Origin of the sequence: Nocardia spumae, assembly GCF_020733635.1 — a bacterium.
GTDB lineage: Bacteria > Actinomycetota > Actinomycetes > Mycobacteriales > Mycobacteriaceae > Nocardia > Nocardia spumae.
Map to the genome: position 1 here is coordinate 6,814,839 of NZ_JAJFZL010000001.1, position 20,298 is coordinate 6,835,136.

Sequence of the window (20,298 nt, forward strand, 5' to 3'; positions counted from 1 at the left end):
GTCAGCCGCCGACCACGAAATCCGGCGTCTCCTTCTCCGCGTGCGACTTCGCCCAGCGATAGTCCGGCTTCCCGCTGGGGGTGCGCCCGACGACATCGACCACCCAGATGCTGCGCGGCAACTTGTAGCCCGCGAGATGTGTGCGCACATGTGCCTCGAGATCCGCGAAATCCAGCTCCGCCGAGCCTTCCAGCGACACCACCGCGGCGACCTGATGACCCCAGCGCTCGTGCGGCACCCCGATGACCACGACGTCGTAGATGTCCCGATGGGACTTCACGACCGCCTCCACCTCTTCGACGAAGACCTTCTCACCGCCGGTGTTGATGACCATATTGCCGCGCCCGAGCAGGGTGATGTGACCATCCGGTTCCACCCGCGCGCGGTCGTCGGTGATCACCATCCGCACACCGTCGACGGTGCGGAACAGCTTGTCGGACTTGGCCTGATCCTTGTAGTAGCCCAGCGGCACCGACCCGGTCTTGGCCATCCACCCCTCGGTGCCGGGCTCGACCGGCCGGCCCTCGTCGTCCACCACGACCGCGCCGCGACCGGTCTGCACGCGCGGACCGCGGGTGGGGTCGGCATTCTTCTCCGCCACGCCGATGCCGCCGAATCCCGTCTCCGAGGAGCCGATCGAATCGGTGATCATCGCATTCGGGAACAGCTCCAGCATGTCGTTCTTCACCGGCTGCGACAGCAGTGCGGCGCCGGAGGCGAGCGCGACCACGGTCGAGGCGTCCACCGGCGTCCGCTGGAAGGAGTTCACCAGCGGCCGGGCCATGGCGTCACCGGTCATGACCACGATATGGGCGCCGCGCGCGGCCACCACCTGCCACACCCGGTCGGGATCGAAGCGGGGTTCGTAGATCACCGTCTGGCCCGACCACAATGCGGTGAAGGTGGGCATCATCGCGGCGGCGTGAATCAGCGGCGGCAGGATCAGCCAGCGCAGCGGATCGTTGCCCGAACCGACCCGGGACTGCTCGAACTCGTCGGCCACCGGGACGTTGGTGTAGAAGTCGATACCGCCACCGAGAACCCGCCACATATCCTCCTGGCGCCACATCACGCCCTTGGGCATGCCGGTGGTGCCACCGGTGTACATCATGAACAGGTCGTCGGCGCTGCGCTCACCGAAATCGCGTGCGGTGGAACTGTTCTCGAACGCCAGCTGGTACGGCGTGGACTCGCTGGACACACCGTCGCCGCCCTGATCGTCGTCGACGACGAAGCTGTGGCGCAGCGTGGTGATCTGCGGACGCACCTGATCCACCACCGGCGAGTAGCACCGGTGGTGGACGACCGCTTCGAGGTCGGCGTTGTCATAGACGTAGCGCAACTCGTCGGCGCCGTAGCGGTAGTTGATATTGATCGGGACCGCACGCAATTTGAAGGCCGCGATCAGGGTTTCCATCGTCTCGATGCTGTTGTGCATCTGGAATCCGATGTGACTCCCCTCCCCCAATCCCACCGACGCCAGATGGTGAGCCAGCTGGTTGGCGCGATTCTCCAGCTCCCGGTAGGTGACCTGGCGATCGCCCTGCACCAGCGCCACCCGATCCGGCATGGCGTCCACGGCGTGCTCGAACAGGTCGGCGAAATTGTTGGGCATAGTCGATATCTCTCGTTGCGTGCGGCGTATCGGAACTAGACGACGGTCAGCGGCAGCGACTGCCGCGCGGAGAAGTGGAAGTCCGCACCGGTGCTGAACCGGGTGATGGCCACCTCCGGCGACTCCTTGAAAGGTGTTGCGGCCTGGGTTATCTCGACGACCAGTTCGGATTCGTCACCGGCGCGGGCGTGCACCTCGAACCGCGGGTTCACGCCGCGGACCATGGCGGTCAATGGTTCGAGATGATCGGCGTCGATCGCGGCCGGCCACCCGCCGTCGCGCACGCCGGGGCTGTCGCGCGCGATCCGCAGCACCGCCGAATCGTGATAGGAGTCGATCTCCATCTCGACGTAGGGCAGCGGATTCCACGCCGGATGCAGCCGCAGCACCCGCGCCAGGTCGTCGAAGCCGGTGCCGAATCCCATTGCCTCCCGGAGTCGTTCGGAGGTGAGTCCGGCGATACCGGTGAACTGCTTGCGGGCGATGGCCGCGGTGGTCTCGGCATCGGCGCGATCACCGACGGCGATCAGGAAGCCGAGATTGAGCAGATGCTGTTGCAGGCAGACCTCATCGGCCATCCGCACCAACGCGGCACGGGAGAAGTCGGTGAAATCGATATCACTCAGCAGCGGGCCGGCGTAGTCGGATCGGCCCGGCCCGCCGGCGGCGATCGGCGCCAATTCGAGATCGACGGCGGCGAAGGCGGCCATCCGCGCGGCATTGGCGGGTTCCTTCGGCGGCTCGTTGGCCGGATCGATGCGAACCGTCCACGCGCACACCGGGACTCGATCGGCCGGCGCGCGCGGCGGCCGGTGGATCGGGCGCACCCGCGCATGCGGGTTGGTGGCCAGCGCCGTCGCGTCGAAGGTGGGGTCCTCGATGGTGTGGCACATGGCCACCACGTAGTCCTCACCCATCGGCTCGACATCGGCGAGGGCGCCGCAGTGGTCCAGCCAGAACTCGCCGTTGCGGTCGTCGTCGACGCGGAATCGGAAGTCCATGAACTGCGGCGGCGCACCGATATCCAGTTGCAGCCCTTTGAAAATGGTGACGACCCCGTCGCCGGGGATGCCGAGTGCCGCGCGCATCCGGCGGGTGTAGATCGGACTGGCCAGTTGCCATTCCTCGATCGCCACCTCAGCCATGCCATCACGACCGAAGGCCCCGATCGAATGCGCCATCCCGGAGCGGTCGATGAGGTGCCCGCACAGCAGGAGTTCGGGCACCAGCACCGCCAGCTGTTCCCGGCTGAGCTCGGCGAACCTGCTGTGACGCATATCGGTCACCACAGCGGGACCGGCGACTCGCCGATCTTGTACCACCCCGGGAGCGGTCCGGCGGCCGACCGCTCGATCCGTTTCCGCATGCCGTCCGACAGCGCATTCGCCGTGATCATCTCGACGAACAGGGCCGAGACGTTGCCGAAGTCGAAGAAGTCGCGCTGCCACGACCACTGGAAGTCGCCGCCGTAACGGAACCAGCTGCCGCCGATGCCCTCCGGGCTGTAGTTGCGGCCGTCGGCCCGGGTGTTCTCGTTGACCTGCTTCCACAGGCCGATCACGTTGCCACTGCGCTCGTCGATGACGAAGTCCTGATACGGGTAGGTCCAGCCCTCGAGGCCGTCCATCTCCTGCCCGAGGGCGAGATCGCGGATCTCCTCGCGACCGACGGCCATGAACTCCTGGGTGGGCCCATAGTTCCAGCCGTAGGTGGCGTCCTCGGTGTACATATCGGCCAGCGGACGCCAATCCCCGGCCTTCTCACAGTTCTGGTTCTCCACCACCCAGCGGCGGACCATTTCGTCGAGTTCGTCCCGGTCGAATCCGGACTTGGCAGTTTCGGTCACTGCGGTTTCCTTCACATTCGGTCACCGGCCGTCGCCGATGTCTGAGTCGAGGCGAGCGCCGGTGCGGGCGATCGCGGGGAGTCATGGGTCCGTCAGCCCGGTTTCGAGAACGAGTTCAGGCCGGGAGATCTCTCGCGGACAGGCGCGAAAGACACATCGCTGGACATGTGTCTGGACGCTACCACCGCAATTCGGACCCGACAATGGATCAGCCATTTTTGCCACCGGAGAACGGGTGCGCGACCGGGACCGCGAGCCCCGATGAGACCGTGGTCGGCGCGGGTGTGGCACCCTCCGTCGAGAGGACGGAATTGAAACAAGTTCTTGCGCCAAGATCAGAGTCGAACCTATAGTTCCGTACACGTGTCCAGACAGCACCGAAAGGTACCCATGAGCGGGTCCACGAACGACAGCACCAACGCTGCGGGCTTCATCGGCCTGGGCAACATGGGTGCGCCGATGGCCGAGCGTCTGCTGAATCGCCCCGGCGGCCTGGTCGTCTGCGATACCAGAGCGGAGGCGATGCAACCGTTCGTCGACGGGGGTGCCGAACCGGCGAAGACGGCCGCCGAGGTGGCCGAACGCGCGGCGGTGATCTCCATCGTCGTCCTCGACGACGCCCAGGTCCGGTCCGTGCTGACCGGACCCGACGGAGTGCTCACCACCGCGCGGCCGGGCACGGTCGTGGCGGTGCATTCGACCATCAGCGACCGCACCGCGGTGGAACTGGCCGCGGTCTGTGCCGAACATGGGGTGGAATTCGTCGACGCGCCGGTCAGCGGCGGTGCCGCGGGCGCCAAGAAGGGCTCGCTGGCGGTCATGGTGGGCGGTAGCGACAACGCCTTCGAGAAGGTGCGCGAACCGTTCGGACACTGGGCCGAACTGGTCGTCCACGCCGGTGAGGTCGGCGCCGGCACCCGTATGAAACTGGCCCGCAACCTGCTGCACTTCGTCTCGTTCACCGCTACCGCCGAGGCCCAGCGCCTCGCGGAGGCGGCCGGGCTGAACATCGTCGACCTGGGCAAGGTGGTCCGGCACTCGGACGCCATCACCGGCGGCGCGGGCGCGATCATGTTGCGTGACACCACCGCACCGGTCGCCGCCGATGATTTCTGGCATCCGATCTTCACCCACACCCGCGACCTCGGGGAGAAGGATCTGTCGCTGGCGCTGGCACTGGGTGAGCGGCTCGGCGTCGAATTACCCTTCGCGCGTAAGGCTTTGAACGGACTCGGCGACGGTCTCGGCGTCGGTCCCGGACCGATCGCAGAGACCGCAGAGGAGAGTCATGACCGGCAGTGACAACGGGGCGCCCGACGATCGGCGCGCTCGCGGCCTGGCCAAGATGAGCGAGGTCTACGGCTGGGAGGTCTCCGACGGCCCCGGCGAACATTTCGCGGTGACCGTCGACCACCTGTTCGCCGATATCTGGAGCCGCACGCAACTGTCCGACCGGGACCGCCGCCTGCTGTTGCTCGGCGCGCTCACCGCACAGGGTCATCTCGATGTGACCGAGATCCAGGTCAGCGCGGCCCTGCGCAACGGGGAACTGACCGAGGAACAGTTGCGCGAGATCGCGATATTCCTGTGCCACTACACCGGCTGGGGAGCCGGTACGAAACTCGACAGTGTCATCGGCAAAGTCGTCGCGGCCGAGCGGAAGGCCGCCGATCGGGCGGCCGGAGCGGCCCGCGAACAGGCCACCACCGAACAGTAAGGATCAGCGCCACATGTCCGACACCCAGGGTGTACGACCACAGTCAGCCGCCGAGATCAGCGAATGGGATGACGAAGCCGACGTGGTCATCGCCGGCTACGGCATAGCCGGTGCGGCCGCCGCGATCGAAGCGGCCCAAGCCGGCGCCGATGTCCTGGTGCTCGAGCGCACCGGCGGCTGGGGCGGCGCGGCATCGTTGTCGGGCGGCTTCATCTATCTGGGCGGCGGTACTCCGCTGCAGAAGGCCCTCGGCTTCGAGGACACTCCGGAGAACATGGAGAAGTTCATGCTGGCGGCCCTCGGGCCCGGTGTGGACGAGGCCAAGATCCACGACTACTGCCAGGGCAGCGTCGAGCACTTCAACTGGCTTGTCGCCCAGGGTGTTCCGTTCAAGGAGGAATTCTGGGGCGAGCCGGGCTGGGAACCGCCGCACGACGAGGGTCTGATGTACTCCGGCGGCGAGAACTCCGCCCCATTCAAGGACATCGCCACTCCCGCCCCGCGCGGGCACCTGCCGCAGATGCAGAACAAGCGCATCGGTGAGCAGGGCGGCGGCTACATGCTGATGAAGCCGCTCACCGACACCGCCGAAAAGCTCGGGGTGCGAGCCGAATACGACATCCGGATCCAACGGCTGATCGTCGATGACGACAACCGCGTGGTCGGTGTGGTGGCCAAGCGTTACGGCACCCTGCTCAACATCCGGGCGCGGCGCGGCGTGGTCCTGGCGACCGGAAGTTTCGCCTACGAGACCAAGATGATCGAGGGCTACGCGCCCCGGCTGATCGGACGTCCCGCCGCCGCGATCGAGGAGCACGACGGTATCGGCATCCGCGTCGCCCAGGCCCTGGGTGCGGAACTGGCGCATATGGACGCCACCGAGGTCGCCTTCTTCGGCGATCCCCAGACGATGGTGCGCGGCATCTTGGTCAACGGCCGCGGCCAGCGCTACATCGCCGAGGACACCTACCCGGGCCGGATCGGTCAGGCCACCCTCATCCAGCAGGACAATCAGGCGTTCCTGATCATCGACGAGGAAGCGCTGGAAGAGGCCCTGAAGACCGAGACCAGCTCTCCCTACTTCCGGCAGCCGCCGACCTGGGCGGCGGAAACGGTCGAGGAACTCGAGTCCGATATGGGCCTGCCCGCCGGTGCGCTGCAGGCCACGGTCGAGGTCTACAACCGGCACGCCGAATCCGGCTCCGACCCGATGCTCGGCAAGAAGGAGCAGTGGGTCAAGCCGATCGGCACGCCGGTGGCCGGCTTCGATATGCGCGGGTTCACCGCCGGCTTCACCCTCGGTGGTCTGCGCACCGACCTCGATTCCCGGGTCATGCACGTGACCGGTGAACCGATCCCGGGCCTGTACGCCGCGGGTCGCTGCACCTCGGGCGTCTGCGCGGGCGGTTACGCCAGTGGCACGTCGCTCGGTGACGGCAGCTTCTACGGCCGCCGGGCCGGCCGCGCCGCCGCCAACGACGGTTCCGCGTCGAACTGATGCCGGATCGGCAGGAGCGCCGATGAGACACCATGCGCAACCCTCTCATCGGCGCGACCGGGTGCGGGTGTCCCGCACGACTTCGAAAGGAACACCATGCGTTTCGGCATCGTCCTGTTCACCAGCGATCGCGGCATCACCCCCGCCGCGGCCGCCAAAGCCGCGGAGGAACGCGGATTCTCGTCGTTCTTCGTGCCCGAGCACACCCACATTCCGATCAAGCGCGAGGCCGCACATCCGCTGACCGGCGATGAGAGCTTGCCCGACGATCGCTATATGCGCACCCTCGATCCGTGGGTGGCGCTCGGGACTGCCGCGGCGGTCACCGAACGGATCGAATTGTCCACGGCGGTGGCACTTCCCGTCGAACACGACCCGATCACGCTGGCCAAGACCATCGCCACCCTGGATCACCTGTCCGGCGGCCGGGTCAGTCTCGGCGCCGGATTCGGCTGGAACACCGACGAACTCGCCGACCACGGCGTGCCGGGTAAGAAGCGGCGCACCGTGCTGCGTGAATACCTCGAGGCCATGCGCGCCCTGTGGACCGACGAAGAGGCCAGCTACGACGGCGAATTCGTGAAGTTCGGCCCGAGTTGGGCGTGGCCCAAACCGGTACAGGCCAAGGTTCCCGTGCTCATCGGCACCGCGGGCACCGAACAGGGCTTCCGCTGGATCGCCCGTTCGGCCGACGGCTGGATCACCACCCCGTACGAAACCGAGACGTTGCTGGAACGGCTGCGACTGCTCGGCAAGGTGTGGCAGGAGGAGGGCCGCGAGGACACTCCGCGCGTGGTCGCGCTCGACGGCAAGCCCGATGTGGAGCGGCTGGCCGAGTGGAGCAAGGCCGGGGTGACCGACGTACTGTACGGGTTGCCGGACAAGTCCGAAGCCGAGGTGCTGGCTTATCTCGAACGTCTGGCCGGCAAGCTCGCGCCGGCCGGGTTGGGCGCCTGAACAGGAAGTGAGCCGAAGACGTGCGTATCGCCCTGCTGTCCTACCGCAGCAAGACCCACTGTGGCGGGCAGGGGGTGTATGTCCGGAAGTTGAGTCACGGTCTCGCCGAACTCGGCCATGAGGTCGAGGTGTTCTCCGGACAGCCGTATCCGGAACTGCTCGACCCCCGGGTGCGGTTGACCGAGGTGCCCAGCCTGGACCTCTACCGCGACTCCGATCCGTTCCGCACACCGCGCCCCGGTGAGATCCGCGATCGCATCGATCTGCTGGAGCTGGGCACGATGTGGACCGCCGGATTCCCGGAACCGCGCACGTTCAGCATGCGCGCGGCCCGGCTGTTGCGGGCGCGCGCCGGTGATTTCGACGTGGTGCACGACAACCAGTGCCTGGGCTCGGGTCTGCTCGATATCGCCCGGGAGCTGCCACTGGTGGCCACCATCCACCATCCGATCACGCGCGATCGGGAGGTGGACCTGGCGGCCGCGCCGTGGCGGCGCAAGGCCTTCGTGCGCCGCTGGTACGGATTCCTCGGTATGCAGCGGCGGGTGGCGCGGCTGATCCCGGATCTGATCACGGTCTCCTCGTCCTCGGCCACCGATATCGCCGACGATTTCGGGGTCGACGCCGATCAGCTACGCGTGGTCCCGCTCGGCGTCGACACCGAGCTGTACCGGCCCCGCGAGGACCGGATACCGGGCCGGATCGTGGCGGTCGCCAGCGCCGACAAGCCGCTCAAGGGCATCTCCCATCTGTTGCAGGCGCTGGCCCGGCTGCGGCTGACCCACGAGGTCGAACTGCAGCTGGTGGCCAAGCTGGAACCCAACGGCCCCACCGAGAAGTTGATCGCCGAACTGGGCATCTCCGATATCGTCACGGTGTCGAGCGGGCTGTCCGACGAGGCTCTGGCCGAGTTGCTGGCATCGGCCCAGATCTCCTGCATTCCCTCGATGTACGAGGGCTTTTCCCTGCCCGCCGTGGAGGCGCTGGCCAGCGGCACCGCCTTGGTCGCCAGCCGCGCGGGCGCCCTGCCGGAGGTCGTGGCCGACTGCGCCGAGCTCGTCGAGCCGGGCAATGTCGACGAGTTGACCCGGGTGCTCGGCACGCTGCTGGATTCGCCGCGCCGGGTCGCCGAACTGAGCAAATCCGGACGTCATCGCGCGCTGACCATATTCAGCTGGGAGGCCGTCGCGGCCCAGACCGTCTCGGTCTACGAACGTGCGATCGCCCGCCGCCAGGGCACCGATCTCACCCCCGCAACACAGGAGGCGAACGTATGCTGACCGTCGATTTCGATCGTTTGGGTATCGGGCCGGGCGCCCGGGTCATCGATGTGGGTTGCGGCCAGGGGCGGCACTCCTTCGAGTCGTATCGGCGCGGCGCCGATACCGTCGCCTTCGATCAGAACGCGGACGACCTCGCGGATGTGAAGATCATGTTCGGCGCGCTGGTGGAGGCCGGTGAGGCGCCGGAGTACGCGACCGCCGAGACCGTTCAGGGCGACGCGCTGGCCATGCCGTTCGACGACGGTGAATTCGACGTGGTCATCGCCTCGGAAATCCTCGAGCACGTACCGGCCGACGAGGCCGCCATCGCCGAGTTGGTGCGCATTCTCAAACCCGGTGGCGCCCTGGCGATCACGGTCCCGCGCTGGCTGCCCGAGCGCATCTGCTGGGCGCTCTCGGACGAGTATCACGCCAACGAGGGCGGGCACGTGCGCATCTACAAGGCCGACGAACTGCGCGCGAAGGTCGCCGCGCGCGGCATGCGGTTCATCCACAGCGAGCACGCGCACGCCCTGCACGCACCGTACTGGTGGCTCAAATGCGCGGTCGGGGTGGAGAAGCAGGAGGCGCTGCCGGTACGGATGTACCACCGGATGCTGGTCTGGGACATGATGAAGCGGCCGTGGCTGACCCGATTCGCCGAGTCCGCACTGGATCCGATGATCGGTAAGAGCGTCGCGCTGTATTTCACCAAGCCGGCGGTATCCGGTGCCCGCCGCTGAGCTGCCGTCGATCCCCGGAGTCCTGACCACCCGTCAATGTCTGCGGACCGCGGAATCCATTGCCGCACAACAGTACAGCGACGGCGCCATCCCGTGGTTCCGGGGCGGGCACACCGATCCCTGGGACCACGTCGAATCGGCGATGGCGCTGACGGTGGCCGGGCTGCGTGATGCCGCGCGCGCTGCCTACGCCTGGTCCGCGGACACCCAGCGCGCCGACGGCTCCTGGCCGCTGCAGTTCCGCGACGGCATCGTCGAGGACCCCGATACCGACACCAATTTCTGCGCTTACATCGCCACCGGCGTCTGGCACTACTACCGCTGCACCGGTGATCGCGGGTTCGTGGATTCGATGTGGCCGACGGTGCGGGCGGCCATCGACTACGTGATCACCCTGCAGCAGGGCCGCAACGGCGAAATCCATTGGCTGCAAACGGCGCACGGCATTCTGCCGGAGGCCCTGCTGACCGGCTGCTCGAGTATGTTCCACAGCATCGGCTGTGCGCTGGCGATCGCCGATGTGCTCGGCAGCGCGCAACCGGAATGGGAGGTCGCGGCGCTGCGACTCGGCCATGCCCTGCGCCATCATCCGGAATCCTTCGCCGAGAAGGACCGGTATTCGATGGACTGGTACTACCCGGTGCTGTCCGGCGCGCTGCGCGGTGCGGCCGGACAGGCCCGGATCGCCGCGCGCTGGGACGATTTCGTCGTCGGCGACATCGGTATCCGCTGCGTCTCGGACCGGCCCTGGGTGACCGGGGCGGAAACCTGCGAACTGGTGCTCGCACTGGACGCCCTGGGCGACGACGAGCGGGCCCGGCGCCTGCTGGCGAGTATGCAGCACCTGCGCGAGGACGACGGATCCTATTGGACCGGACTGGTTTTCGCCGACGGTAAACGCTGGCCCGAGGAGCGGACCACCTGGACCGGGGCCGCGGTGGTGCTGGCCGCGGACGCGCTGGCCCGCACCACCGGCGGGAGCGGCATCTTCCGGGATCTCGCGCCCGGGGCCGATATCACCACCGGACTCGCCTGCGACTGCGTGCGCTCGCCGAGCTGAGCCGCCCGCGGGGCCGGCTCGGGCTGTTACCGCGCGATCGGCTCAGGCCTTGCCGCCGCAGCCGGCGGAGCGCTCGAGCACGCGCAGCGATCCGATCGCGGCGACCTCGCGGAAATTACCGCTGTCCAGCGCCTTGCGATAGATGTGGAACGGCGCCCGGCCGCCGTCCTCGGGGTTCGGGAATACATCATGGATCGCCAGTACTCCGCCCGCGGCCACCCAGTGCGCCCAGCCGTCGTAATCGCGCTGTGCCGCTTCCTCGGTGTGCCCGCCGTCGATGAACAGCAGTCGGATCGGGCTGCACCAGTGCCGGGCCACGGTGACCGAGGACCCGACCACGCCGATCACCGTATCGGTCAATTCCGCGCGCACCATGGTCCGGCGAAATGTGGTGACGGTATCGAAGCGGCCGGTTTCCGGATCGACCAGAGAGGTGTCGTGATATTCCCAGCCGGGCTGATGCTCTTCCGAACCGCTGTGATGGTCGATCGTATAAACGGTGGCGCCGGTTTCCCGGGCGGCCGCACCGAGATAAATCGCCGATTTTCCGCAATACGTTCCGATTTCCACGACAATTCCGTCGCCGGCATATCGTTTGGCGGTCTCGTACAGCGCTCGACCTTCGTCTACCGGCATGAATCCGATCGCCTGCTCGGCCAGTTCGAACAATCGCTCGGTGCCCGCGGAAATTACCGAATCGGCGCGAGTCATCAGGAGAACACCTTTCCGTACCCATCCTCGGCGCCATCGGTCAGCACATATGCGAGCGGGATACAACTATTTGTGATTTGCGACCATATCCGCTCGTAGACGGCTATGCGAGTTGCTATCGAAGCTTCATGATAGTAGCATCCGGACACGTGTCCGATCCCATTTCCACCGAGCCTACTCCGGTGAATATGGAGGCAACTCGCCGCCGCCTCACCGAGAAGCAGGCCGATACCGTCGACCGGTTGACCAAGGCCGCGTTGGAAGTGCTGTCACGTGAGGGCTTCGCCGGCCTCACCGTACGCATGGTGGCCGCGGCCGCCGGCGTGGGCACCGCCACCGCCTACACCTATTTCTCCTCCAAGGAGCACCTGGTCGCCGAGGTGTTCTGGCGTCGGCTGGCCGCCGACCCGCCACCGGATCCCGCGGCGAGTTCCGACAGTACCGTGCGAGTGGTCGCGGTGCTGCGCCAGATCGCCATGCTGGTCGCCGACGAACCGGCGCTGGCCGGAGCGGTGACCAGCGCGCTGCTGGGCACCGATCCCGATGTGGCGCATCTGCGCACTCGCATCGGGACCGAGATCCGCCGCCGACTGCTCGACGCCCTCGGCGCGGATGCCGATCCCGATGTGGTGGAAACCCTGGAACTGCTCTACGCCGGCGCCCTGGTGCGGGCCGGCGTGGGTTACGCCTCGTATGCCGAAATCGCCGACCGGCTGGAGAAATCGGCCCTGCAGGTTTTGCGGAACTGATTCCGAATTCCACCCGCCCGCCGCACCGGTCTCGTAAACGTTCGCGAGACAGGCGCAACCCCGCCGCAGCGAAGCGGGGCAGAATTACAGCGTCGCCTCGATGGCGGCTACGACGCTCGGATCCTGCGGTTCGGTCCGCGGCCGGAAACGACCGACGACCTTACCGTCGCGATCGACCAGGAACTTCTCGAAGTTCCACTGGATATCGCCCGCGTTGCCCTCGGAGTCGGCGGTCTGCACCAGCTCGTCGTACAGCGGATGACGCTCGTCGCCGTTCACGTCGACCTTGGACAGCAGCGGGAAATCCACACCGTAGGTCGTCGAGCAGAACTCCTGGATCTCCTCGGCGGTACCCGGCTCCTGCCCCATGAACTGATTGCACGGCACCCCGATGACGCTGAAACCGCGCGGGCCGTAGGTCTGCTGCAGCTCCACCAGCCCGGTGTACTGCGGTGTCAAACCACATTTCGAGGCGACATTGACCACGAGCAGCGACTTGTCGCCGGCGAGTCCGGCCAGCGTCGCGGGGTCGCCTGCGAGGGTCTGAACGGGAATTTCACGAATATCGGTCACAGTCGCAAATAGTAGGCGGAATCTCGGATCTCGCGAGTGCCGCTCTCCCGCGCACCGTGGCGACGGCCACCGGTCACACCCCATCCCTGGATGCGGCTCCGAACCGGTCCGCCCTCCCCGAATTGCAACCTGTTCTATGGTGTGCCCCAGCGAACACTGCTGGTCATCGGCGCGAAGTCAATGCCGGACCGCGTCTCGCGGGTCGATTTCACGGCTCCGTGTCTTCACCATTATTAGAACTTGTTCTACAGTGATCTGAGGCACGCTCCCGCGCCGAGCGCAGCCGCGATCAGCCGCTACCACTTCGAAGATGAGGTAACCGAACATGACCGACACCAGCGCAGCCGATTACATCGTCATCGGCGCGGGCAGCTCCGGTGCCACCGTTGCCAGTCGGCTCGCCGAGCACGGCGCCAGCGTCATCCTGCTCGAGGCCGGCCGCAAGGACAACACCAAGTTGGTCAGTGTCCCCGGCATGATCACGACGGTGCACACGGTGCCGCAGCTCAAGCATCAGGTGACCTGGTCGCAGTACTCGGTGCCGCAGAAGCACGCCGCCGAGCGCCTGATCCCGATGACGCGCGGCAAGGTGCTGGGTGGTTCCAGCTCGGTCAACGGCATGCTCTTCGTGCGCGGTAACAAGGCCAACTTCGATTCCTGGGCGGCCGAGGGCTGCGAGGGCTGGAGCTACGAGGACGTGCTGCCCGCCTACAAGCGGCTGGAGAACTGGGAGGACGGTGCCACCGACCTGCGCGGCGCGGGCGGCCCCATCGAGGTGACCCGGCAGAAGGAACTGACCCCGATCGCCAAGGAATGGATGGAGGCCGCGGCCGACACCTTCGGCGTCCCGGTCATCGAGGATTACAACGGTGAGTCCCAAGAGGGCATCAGTATCTTCCAGCAGAGCGTGAAGGACGGCCTGCGCTTCAGCTCGTCGCGCGGCTTCATCACCAACCGCCCCAACCCGAATCTGAAGGTCGTCACCCACGCGCACGTGGCCCGCGTCGTGATCGAGAAGGGCCGGGCCACCGGCGTCGAGGTCATCGAGAAGAAGGGCCGCCGGATCATCCGCGCCAACAAGGAGGTCGTGGTCTCCGGTGGCGTGATGGGCTCGGCGCACATTCTGATGCTGTCCGGCATCGGCCCCGCCGGCCACCTGCGCGACCTCGGCATCGAGGTGAACGCGGATCTGCCCGTCGGCCAGAACCTGCACGACCACCTGTTCGTGCCGATGACCTTCGTCTCCAAGAAGGCGCTGCACCGCGGCATCCCGACGCACTTCGCGGCCGGCTTCCTGCGGGAGCTGCGTAAGCCCGGCAGCTCGTGGATGGGCCGCACGGTGTTCGAATCCGTCGGTTTCGTACGGACCTCCTTCGCCAAGGACGTCCCGGACATGCAGATCCACACCCTGCCGTGGAGCTACCCGTCGCCCAACCAGGACGAGGACAAGCTGCACCTGGTCGACCGCCGCGAGGCGATGACGGTCTTCCCGACGCTGATCTACCCCAAGAGCCGTGGCGAACTGCGGCTGGCCTCGACCGATCCGCTGGCCTCGCCGCTGATCGACCCCGGCTACCTGTCGGATCCGGCCGATATGGACTTCCTGGTCGAGGCCATCGGCATGATCCGCGAGGCGGCCGCGCACAAGGGCATCGCCGGCGATATCACCGAGGAGCTCTCCCCCGGCCCCGCGTTCACCGACGAGACCGCGCTGCGGCGTGAACTGCCGATGCGTATCCACTCGGTGTATCACCCGGTCGGCACCTGCCGGATGGGTGTGGACGAACGCGCCGTGGTCGACCCGCAGCTGCGGGTGCGCGGTATCGAGGGCCTGCGCGTCGCGGACGCCTCGATCATGCCGTCCATCACCGGCGGTAACACCAACGCGCCGTGCTACATGATCGGCGAGAAGGCCGCCGAATTCCTCGGCGCCTCCGCGTAATTCGGCACCGGCCCCGGCTGTGCCGACAACCACAGCCGGGGCCTTTCGATGGCCCCGGGCCGAGTGCACGACTCCCCGGTCCTCGGTGTGGATGCGCGGGCGCCGCACGCGGGCGTGGAACACTCGCGCTGTGGACGAGTCGTTCGGGCGGCGAGTGGGTTTCGTGGCGAACCTCGGGCCGGGCTGGTTCGCCTCGGTCATGGCGACCGGCATCGTCTCGCGGGCCGTGGGCGCGGCGGGGTGGAGCTGGGGCGGCACGGCGCTGCTGGTCATCGGACTGATCGCCTACGCGGTACTGGTGATCGCGACGGTGCTGCGCATCGTCTACCACCGCGACCGCGTCGTGGCCGATGCGGTGAATCCGGCCACCGGTTTCACCTATCTCGCCTTCGTCGCCGCCACGGGGGTGATGTCGGCGGGGCTGGCCCGGCACGATCAGGTGGCTGCGGCGCTGGTCCTGCTACTCGTGGCGACCGTCGCCTGGGTGGTGCTGTGCTACTCGATCCCCGCGTTGCTGATGCTCAACCACGATGCGCCGGCGGCGCTCACCGGCGCGAACGGCACCTGGTTCCTGTGGGTGGTCGGCACCCAGGCGGTGGCGGTGGCGGCCACGGCCCTGCCCCATCCGTGGAGTCAGCGCTTGGCGGTGGCGGCGCTGCTGTGCTGGTCGGTCGGGGTGGTCCTGTACGGGATCGTGGCGGCGGTCGTACTCGGCGGCTTGTTCAGCGTGGCGATGACGGCGGAACGCCTGGCCCCGACCTATTGGATCTTCATGGGCGCCACCGCGATCAGCGTCCTGGCCGGCACCCAGATCCTCGATCGGGACACGATACCTCTGATCGGCACCGTGCGGCCGATGCTCGAGGGTTCGGTCCTGGTGCTGTGGGCCTTCGGCAGCTGGCTGGTGCCGTTGTTGCTGGCGGCCGGGATCTGGCGCCATCTGGTGCGGCACTTCGGACTGGCCTACGAACCGGGTCTGTGGAGCATCGTCTTCCCCGTGGGCATGTACGGCGTCGGCACCGCGGAACTGGGACGGGTCACCGGCGAGCAGTGGATGGTCGGCTTCGGGCACGCCGAAGCATGGGTGGCACTGGCGGTGTGGGTGGCCACCGCATCCGATCTGATCGTCACCCTGATCCGGCGTCGGCGTCGCACCGAATCCGCGGGCTGAGCTCGCGAACTCCTACCGCACGGTAGCCTGGTCGCGGATGTACATTCCGGCGGGAGGAGCCGGAGCAAATATCGAACGGGAGATTCACGGTGACCTCGCGGGAGGAATTCCTGCGCCGCGTGCGCGATGCCCTCGAGGCGCTACCCGATGACGAACGCACGGTCCCGGTGCCGCGCAACTATCAGCGGCACGCGCCTGCCACCTCGGCTGCCGACCAGGCCGAGATCGTCGAAATATTCACTGCCCGCCTCAAACATCATGGGGCCCAGGTACATCGAGTAGATCCGGAGGAGATCCCCGCGACCCTCGACCTCGCGCTGCGCGCCCACGGCGCCCGGTCCGCGCTGGCGCCGGACGGGCTGCCCGACGAGTGGCTGCTGCACTGGTCGGTGGATGCCGATCATCGCGTCCTCGACGATCAGCCGCAGTTGTCGATCCTGGACCGGGAACGCACCGATGCGGTGGTCACCCGATGCGCCGGTGCGGTCGCCGACGCCGGCACGCTGATCCTCGACGGCGGTCCGGGCCAGTGCCGCCGCGATGCGGCCGTGCTGGCCGATTGCCATATCTGCGTGGTCCGCGTCGAGCAGATCGACTACTCGTTGCCCCAGGCTCTCGACAAACTGGATCCGCGCCGATCCATTACCTGGTTCGGCGGCCCGGCCGCGATGACGGACCCCGAGGCCGATTCCGGCAAGGTCGGCGGCGTCATCGAGGAGACCGAACGGCGACTGGTCGTCGTCATCGTCGGCTGACGCCCCCGTCACCCCCGTAAGCGCTCGTTAAGGGCGCGGCAAGCACCTCCCGGCATTGTCGATCTCGACACCGGGAGGTGCTCCTGCCGCGAGAGGGGGCGGCAGGATCACCCACCGGCTGTACGGCCTGATGGGGCCGAGGCCCGACGGCGGCAGCGCCGCGTAACCACGGAGGGCCTCCCCATCAGGCCCATGCAATACCGAGTCGATCCGCTCGGTCTGCCCACGAGGGGTGGCCGGCCGGGCGGATCTTCCGCATCCTGGCCGCCGCGACCGGGGACGACGGCGCGGGCGCCGAACTCGAGGAATGATGGAGTCATGGAAACTGCGGTGGTCTTCGTATTGGCTTGCGCGCTCTACTGGCTCGGCCTGATCTGAGCCCGCAGCGGCCCAACGGCTCGCCGCGGACTTCGCCTCCTGTCGCCGACGATGCCCGCGGCCGCCGGTCAGCGCGTGCCGACCAGTTCGCCGGTCGGGCCCGTGCCTTCCTGTGCCGCAACCGCTTTCGTATTCCGCATCAGCACGATCGCCAGCACGGCGGCGGCGAGGGCGGCCACCGCACCGACCGCGAAGGCGGACTGCATACCCGAACTGAAGGCGTCGCGGGCAAGATCCGCCAGACGGGTGTCGCCGGTGCCGAGAGCACCCGCGATCGATTCACGAGCACCGGCCGGCGCGGTCTCCGGCATCTCGGCGGAATAGGTCCCGGCGAGGATCGCGCCGAGGATCGCGACTCCCAGCGCGGCCCCGGTCTGCTGAATGGTGTCGTTGAGCGCGGAACCGACTCCGGCGTGCGCGGAGGGCACCGCACTCATCAACGCGCCGATCGCGGCGGGCATCGCCAGACCGGCACCGGCGCCGAGCAGTGCCATCGCCAGGGCCGGCAGCCAGAAGCCACTGCCGGTGTCGAGGGTCGCCAACACTCCGAATCCTGAGGTCACGATCGCCAGGCCGGCAATGGTGACCAGCTTGGCACCGAGCTTCGGGACCACCGCCGCGCCCAGTCCGTTGAATGCGAGGACCGCCACCGCCATCGGCGTGAACGCCAGTGCGGTCCGCATGGGCGAGTAGCCCAGTACGAACTGCAGATACTGGGTCAGCACCAGAACCAGACCGCCGTTGGCGAACGTCACCAGGACCAGCGAGAAACTCGAACCGGTGAAGGTCCGGTTGCGGAACAGGTCGAGGGGCACCATCGGCGCGTCGGTGGTCAATTCCCGGACGATGAAGCCGCCCACGGCGATCACGGTGAGCACCAGCGCGACAACTGTTCCGGTATCGGTCCAGCCGCGCTCCGGCACCGCGATGATCGTCCACACCAGCGAGGTCATTCCGATGATGGACAGCACCGCGCCCGGCAGATCGGGCCGTCGCCAGGGCCCCTTCGACTCGGGCATGAGCACCAGCGCGGCCAGGATGGCGACAGCCGCGATCGGCACGTTCATCAGGAAGACCGAACCCCACCAGAAGTGATCGAGCAGTACGCCGCCGACGACCGGGCCACCGACCATACCGAGGGTGGCCACCGCACTCCAGGCCGCGATCGCCTTCGGCCGTTCCCGGTCATCGAAGACCGTGATCAGGATCGACAAGGTGCTCGGCATGATCGCCACCCCGCCGATACCCATCAGCACCCGCCCGGCGATCAGCATCTCGGGACTGTTCGCATAGGCCGCCAGCAGCGAGGCGCCGCCGAACAGCAGTAGGCCGATCACCATCACCAGGCGCCGCCCGAAGCGATCGGACAGGCTGCCCGAGGTCAGCAGGAGACCGGCGAAAACCAGCAGATACCCATCGATGATCCATTGCACCTGCTGGGCGCTGGCGTGTAGATCGGTTGCGATCTGCGGAACCGCCACGGTCAGCACCATATTGTCGATGACCAGCACCAGCGAGCTGAGGCACAGCACGACCAGGATCAGCCAGCGGCGCGAGGCGCCGACCGCCGATGCGGTCGATTCCGGAGTTTTCATCGTGAACCCTTTCGAACGACTTTCCTGCGCACACCGTGCGCTATGCCGAACACTGTACGGTCCGTCGCACAGCGTGCGCAATGGGAACATTGTTCGCTGAATCGAACACCGTACGACTGCAGCTATGCTGGATCGGACATGCGAAAGGACAGGTGATGGCCGCCCGAACCCCGGATACCGCCGATACGCCGGATACCGCCGCACAGCTCCCGTCGGTGTGGACTCGTCCGCAACGGTCGCGGCGCGAGCAACCGGCGCTGAGCCGGGAGCAGATCGTGGCCGAGGCACTGGCACTGCTCGATGCCGATGGATTCGAGGCCTTGAGTATGCGCAAACTCGGGAGCCGGATGGGGGCGGGCGCGACCTCGCTCTACACCCACGTCGCGAACAAGGACGAACTGCTCGAACTGGTCGTCGACGAGGCCTTCGGCGAGATCGCGCTACCCATCGATCCCGCCCCGGAGGACTGGCGGGCCACCATGCTGGAACTCTGCCGCGAGATTCGGCGAATCATGTTGCGGCACTCGTGGATTCCGATGACGATGGCCAGCGCCGGACTGGTCTACCTCGGACCGAATATGCTGCGCCTGTCCGAAGCGATGTTGACGATTCTGGAACGCGCCGGATTCGACGACGAGTCGGCTGATCGGGTGTTGAACGCGATCTTCGCCTACACCATCGGAACGACCTCGACCGAGGCCGCCGCGCTGGCCGCCATCGCCCGCAGCGGCTTGGACGAACAACTGTGGTTCGAGCGGATGATCGCCGCGGCCGAGACCGCGGCGCGGCCCTATCCGCGGGTCTATCGACGCTATGTCGGCCATGCCGGACGCGACGCCGCCCGCACCCGCGAGGAGAACTTCGAGCACGAACTCGGGCTGATCATGGATGGCCTGAACTCACGGCTGAGGCCCTGACCCGGACACCGGGCGCCGAGGGCCTCCGCCGCGGTCCGGTGTTCAGCGGCCGGTGGCCAGGTTCGCCCCGCCGGTGACGTCGAGCACGACGCCACTGACGAAGCCGTTGGTCGCCAGCAGGTGGACGGCCTGCGCCAGTTCCCGCGGATTACCCACCCGCCCGACCGGGGTGGTCGCGGCGAGGCCGTCGAACAGATCGCGCCGCTGCTGTTCCGGCACCCGGTCCCACCATTCGGTATCGATGACGCCGGGCGCGACCGCGTTCACCCGCACCGGAGCCAGTTCCACCGCCAGCGGCGCCACCATGGCGTTGAGCGCGCCGTTGACAGCGGCCAGCCCGGCCGTGCCGGGAAAGGCGGCGTGTGCCGACGCCGCGGTGATCAGGGTGATCGAACCGTTCGAATTCAGCTGGGGTAGTGCGGCTTGCACGATTCTGACCTGCGGCCAGAACTTTCCGTCGAAGCCGGCCGCCAGTTGATCGAGATCGAGTTCGGCGAACGATCCGCTGCCCGCGGAACCGCTCACCGCGATCACCAGATGGTCGATCGGGCCGGACTGTTCGAAGAACGCCACGATCTGCGCCGGATCGGTCGCGTCGAGCCGGTAGCCGGTGGTCTTCCCGCCCAGCCGGGCCACGGCCGCATCGAGTTTGTCCCGACTGCGGCCCGTGACGACGACCTCGGCCCCTTCGCCGGCGAACAGCGCGGCCGTGGCCTCGCCGATCCCGGAACTGCCGCCCATGACGACGACACGCGGGGTGAGGTTGCTGATGGTGCTGGGAGCGCTCATAACTGCTCTTCCTGTCCTGT

General features: G+C 67.4%; 19 protein-coding genes. 12 read left to right on the forward strand and 7 right to left on the reverse strand.

Features of this window, described 5'->3' with window-relative positions:
• Position 1: 1 nt before the first annotated feature.
• The 3 genes from LKD76_RS30480 to LKD76_RS30490 are packed head-to-tail and all read right to left on the reverse strand — an operon-like array spanning position 2 to position 3,413.
• The gene (locus LKD76_RS30480; protein ID WP_227984851.1) at positions 2-1,615 is read right to left on the reverse strand and encodes an acyl-CoA synthetase; all 1,614 of its coding nucleotides are present in this window, start codon (positions 1,613-1,615) and stop codon (positions 2-4) included.
• A 35-nt stretch (positions 1,616-1,650) separates the two neighbouring features.
• Complete coding sequence (locus tag LKD76_RS30485) at positions 1,651-2,892, reverse strand: hypothetical protein (protein WP_227984853.1); 1,242 nt, start codon at positions 2,890-2,892, stop codon at positions 1,651-1,653.
• A 5-nt stretch (positions 2,893-2,897) separates the two neighbouring features.
• Positions 2,898-3,413, reverse strand: a complete 516-nt coding sequence (locus tag LKD76_RS30490; protein ID WP_227985484.1) for a nuclear transport factor 2-like protein — start codon at positions 3,411-3,413, stop codon at positions 2,898-2,900.
• A gap of 438 nt (positions 3,414-3,851) precedes the next feature.
• Here LKD76_RS30490 and LKD76_RS30495 point away from each other — a divergent pair, with 438 nt between their 5' ends.
• The 7 genes from LKD76_RS30495 to LKD76_RS30525 all read left to right on the forward strand — a co-directional run bounded on the left by LKD76_RS30495 (position 3,852) and on the right by LKD76_RS30525 (position 10,698).
• The gene (locus LKD76_RS30495; RefSeq protein WP_227984855.1) at positions 3,852-4,763 is read left to right on the forward strand and encodes an NAD(P)-dependent oxidoreductase; all 912 of its coding nucleotides are present in this window, start codon (positions 3,852-3,854) and stop codon (positions 4,761-4,763) included.
• A complete protein-coding gene (locus LKD76_RS30500; RefSeq protein WP_227984857.1) occupies positions 4,750-5,178 on the forward strand; it encodes a carboxymuconolactone decarboxylase family protein in 429 nt (142 codons plus the stop codon). Before LKD76_RS30495 ends, LKD76_RS30500 begins: the two co-directional genes overlap by 14 nt.
• Before the next feature lie 13 nt (positions 5,179-5,191).
• Positions 5,192-6,676: an FAD-dependent oxidoreductase gene (locus LKD76_RS30505; RefSeq protein ID WP_227984858.1), complete on the forward strand. Its 1,485-nt coding sequence runs from the start codon at positions 5,192-5,194 to the stop codon at positions 6,674-6,676.
• A gap of 96 nt (positions 6,677-6,772) precedes the next feature.
• A complete protein-coding gene (locus tag LKD76_RS30510; RefSeq protein WP_227984860.1) occupies positions 6,773-7,633 on the forward strand; it encodes an LLM class F420-dependent oxidoreductase in 861 nt (286 codons plus the stop codon).
• Positions 7,634-7,653: 20 nt separating this feature from the next.
• Positions 7,654-8,913: a glycosyltransferase family 4 protein gene (locus LKD76_RS30515; RefSeq protein WP_227984861.1), complete on the forward strand. Its 1,260-nt coding sequence runs from the start codon at positions 7,654-7,656 to the stop codon at positions 8,911-8,913.
• Entirely contained in the window at positions 8,907-9,638 is a 732-nt protein-coding gene (locus tag LKD76_RS30520) for a class I SAM-dependent methyltransferase (RefSeq protein ID WP_227984863.1), read from the forward strand. The genes LKD76_RS30515 and LKD76_RS30520 overlap by 7 nt, the downstream gene beginning before the upstream one ends.
• The gene (locus LKD76_RS30525; RefSeq protein ID WP_227984865.1) at positions 9,625-10,698 is read left to right on the forward strand and encodes an alpha-L-rhamnosidase-related protein; all 1,074 of its coding nucleotides are present in this window, start codon (positions 9,625-9,627) and stop codon (positions 10,696-10,698) included. Before LKD76_RS30520 ends, LKD76_RS30525 begins: the two co-directional genes overlap by 14 nt.
• 42 nt (positions 10,699-10,740) lie before the next feature.
• Here LKD76_RS30525 and LKD76_RS30530 read toward each other — a convergent pair whose 3' ends face one another.
• Positions 10,741-11,409 carry a class I SAM-dependent methyltransferase gene (locus LKD76_RS30530; protein WP_227984867.1) on the reverse strand — a complete coding sequence of 223 codons (669 nt, stop codon included), beginning with the start codon at positions 11,407-11,409 and terminating at the stop codon, positions 10,741-10,743.
• A gap of 182 nt (positions 11,410-11,591) precedes the next feature.
• Between LKD76_RS30530 and LKD76_RS30535 the strand changes: the two genes are divergently transcribed.
• Positions 11,592-12,158: a TetR/AcrR family transcriptional regulator gene (locus LKD76_RS30535; RefSeq protein WP_227985485.1), complete on the forward strand. Its 567-nt coding sequence runs from the start codon at positions 11,592-11,594 to the stop codon at positions 12,156-12,158.
• A gap of 84 nt (positions 12,159-12,242) precedes the next feature.
• Here LKD76_RS30535 and LKD76_RS30540 read toward each other — a convergent pair whose 3' ends face one another.
• Positions 12,243-12,731: a glutathione peroxidase gene (locus LKD76_RS30540; protein WP_227984869.1), complete on the reverse strand. Its 489-nt coding sequence runs from the start codon at positions 12,729-12,731 to the stop codon at positions 12,243-12,245.
• A gap of 325 nt (positions 12,732-13,056) precedes the next feature.
• On the opposite strand from LKD76_RS30540, the gene LKD76_RS30545 reads away from it, so the two are divergent.
• The 3 genes from LKD76_RS30545 to LKD76_RS30555 all read left to right on the forward strand — a co-directional run bounded on the left by LKD76_RS30545 (position 13,057) and on the right by LKD76_RS30555 (position 16,599).
• The gene (locus tag LKD76_RS30545; RefSeq protein WP_227984871.1) at positions 13,057-14,673 is read left to right on the forward strand and encodes a GMC family oxidoreductase; all 1,617 of its coding nucleotides are present in this window, start codon (positions 13,057-13,059) and stop codon (positions 14,671-14,673) included.
• A gap of 130 nt (positions 14,674-14,803) precedes the next feature.
• Complete coding sequence (locus LKD76_RS30550; RefSeq protein ID WP_227984873.1) at positions 14,804-15,844, forward strand: tellurite resistance/C4-dicarboxylate transporter family protein; 1,041 nt, start codon at positions 14,804-14,806, stop codon at positions 15,842-15,844.
• Positions 15,845-15,933: 89 nt separating this feature from the next.
• The gene (locus LKD76_RS30555; protein ID WP_227984875.1) at positions 15,934-16,599 is read left to right on the forward strand and encodes a LutC/YkgG family protein; all 666 of its coding nucleotides are present in this window, start codon (positions 15,934-15,936) and stop codon (positions 16,597-16,599) included.
• 446 nt (positions 16,600-17,045) lie between these two features.
• Here LKD76_RS30555 and LKD76_RS30560 read toward each other — a convergent pair whose 3' ends face one another.
• Entirely contained in the window at positions 17,046-18,572 is a 1,527-nt protein-coding gene (locus LKD76_RS30560; protein ID WP_227984877.1) for an MFS transporter, read from the reverse strand.
• Positions 18,573-18,727: 155 nt separating this feature from the next.
• Between LKD76_RS30560 and LKD76_RS30565 the strand changes: the two genes are divergently transcribed.
• Positions 18,728-19,489, forward strand: coding sequence for a TetR/AcrR family transcriptional regulator (locus LKD76_RS30565; protein ID WP_227984879.1), 762 nt, complete (start codon positions 18,728-18,730; stop codon positions 19,487-19,489).
• Between the two features lie 42 nt (positions 19,490-19,531).
• Here the strand turns inward: LKD76_RS30565 and LKD76_RS30570 are convergent, their stop codons facing one another.
• On the reverse strand, positions 19,532-20,278 hold the full coding sequence (locus LKD76_RS30570; RefSeq protein ID WP_227984880.1) for an SDR family oxidoreductase: 747 nt from the start codon (positions 20,276-20,278) through the stop codon (positions 19,532-19,534).
• Positions 20,279-20,298 lie beyond the last annotated feature (20 nt).

Bases quoted from the DNA above. Each gene is read 5' to 3' on its own strand.
- LKD76_RS30530 (WP_227984867.1), bottom strand. From the start codon at position 11,409: ATGACTCGCGCCGATTCGGTAATTTCCGCGGGCACCGAGCGATTGTTC.
- LKD76_RS30560 (WP_227984877.1), bottom strand. From the start codon at position 18,572: ATGAAAACTCCGGAATCGACCGCATCGGCGGTCGGCGCCTCGCGCCGC.
- LKD76_RS30520 (WP_227984863.1), top strand. From the start codon at position 8,907: ATGCTGACCGTCGATTTCGATCGTTTGGGTATCGGGCCGGGCGCCCGG.
- LKD76_RS30485 (WP_227984853.1), bottom strand. From the start codon at position 2,892: ATGCGTCACAGCAGGTTCGCCGAGCTCAGCCGGGAACAGCTGGCGGTG.
- LKD76_RS30500 (WP_227984857.1), top strand. From the start codon at position 4,750: ATGACCGGCAGTGACAACGGGGCGCCCGACGATCGGCGCGCTCGCGGC.
- LKD76_RS30565 (WP_227984879.1), top strand. From the start codon at position 18,728: ATGGCCGCCCGAACCCCGGATACCGCCGATACGCCGGATACCGCCGCA.
- LKD76_RS30505 (WP_227984858.1), top strand. From the start codon at position 5,192: ATGTCCGACACCCAGGGTGTACGACCACAGTCAGCCGCCGAGATCAGC.
- LKD76_RS30480 (WP_227984851.1), bottom strand. From the start codon at position 1,615: ATGCCCAACAATTTCGCCGACCTGTTCGAGCACGCCGTGGACGCCATG.
- LKD76_RS30490 (WP_227985484.1), bottom strand. From the start codon at position 3,413: ATGGTCCGCCGCTGGGTGGTGGAGAACCAGAACTGTGAGAAGGCCGGG.
- LKD76_RS30570 (WP_227984880.1), bottom strand. From the start codon at position 20,278: ATGAGCGCTCCCAGCACCATCAGCAACCTCACCCCGCGTGTCGTCGTC.
- LKD76_RS30510 (WP_227984860.1), top strand. From the start codon at position 6,773: ATGCGTTTCGGCATCGTCCTGTTCACCAGCGATCGCGGCATCACCCCC.
- LKD76_RS30545 (WP_227984871.1), top strand. From the start codon at position 13,057: ATGACCGACACCAGCGCAGCCGATTACATCGTCATCGGCGCGGGCAGC.
- LKD76_RS30495 (WP_227984855.1), top strand. From the start codon at position 3,852: ATGAGCGGGTCCACGAACGACAGCACCAACGCTGCGGGCTTCATCGGC.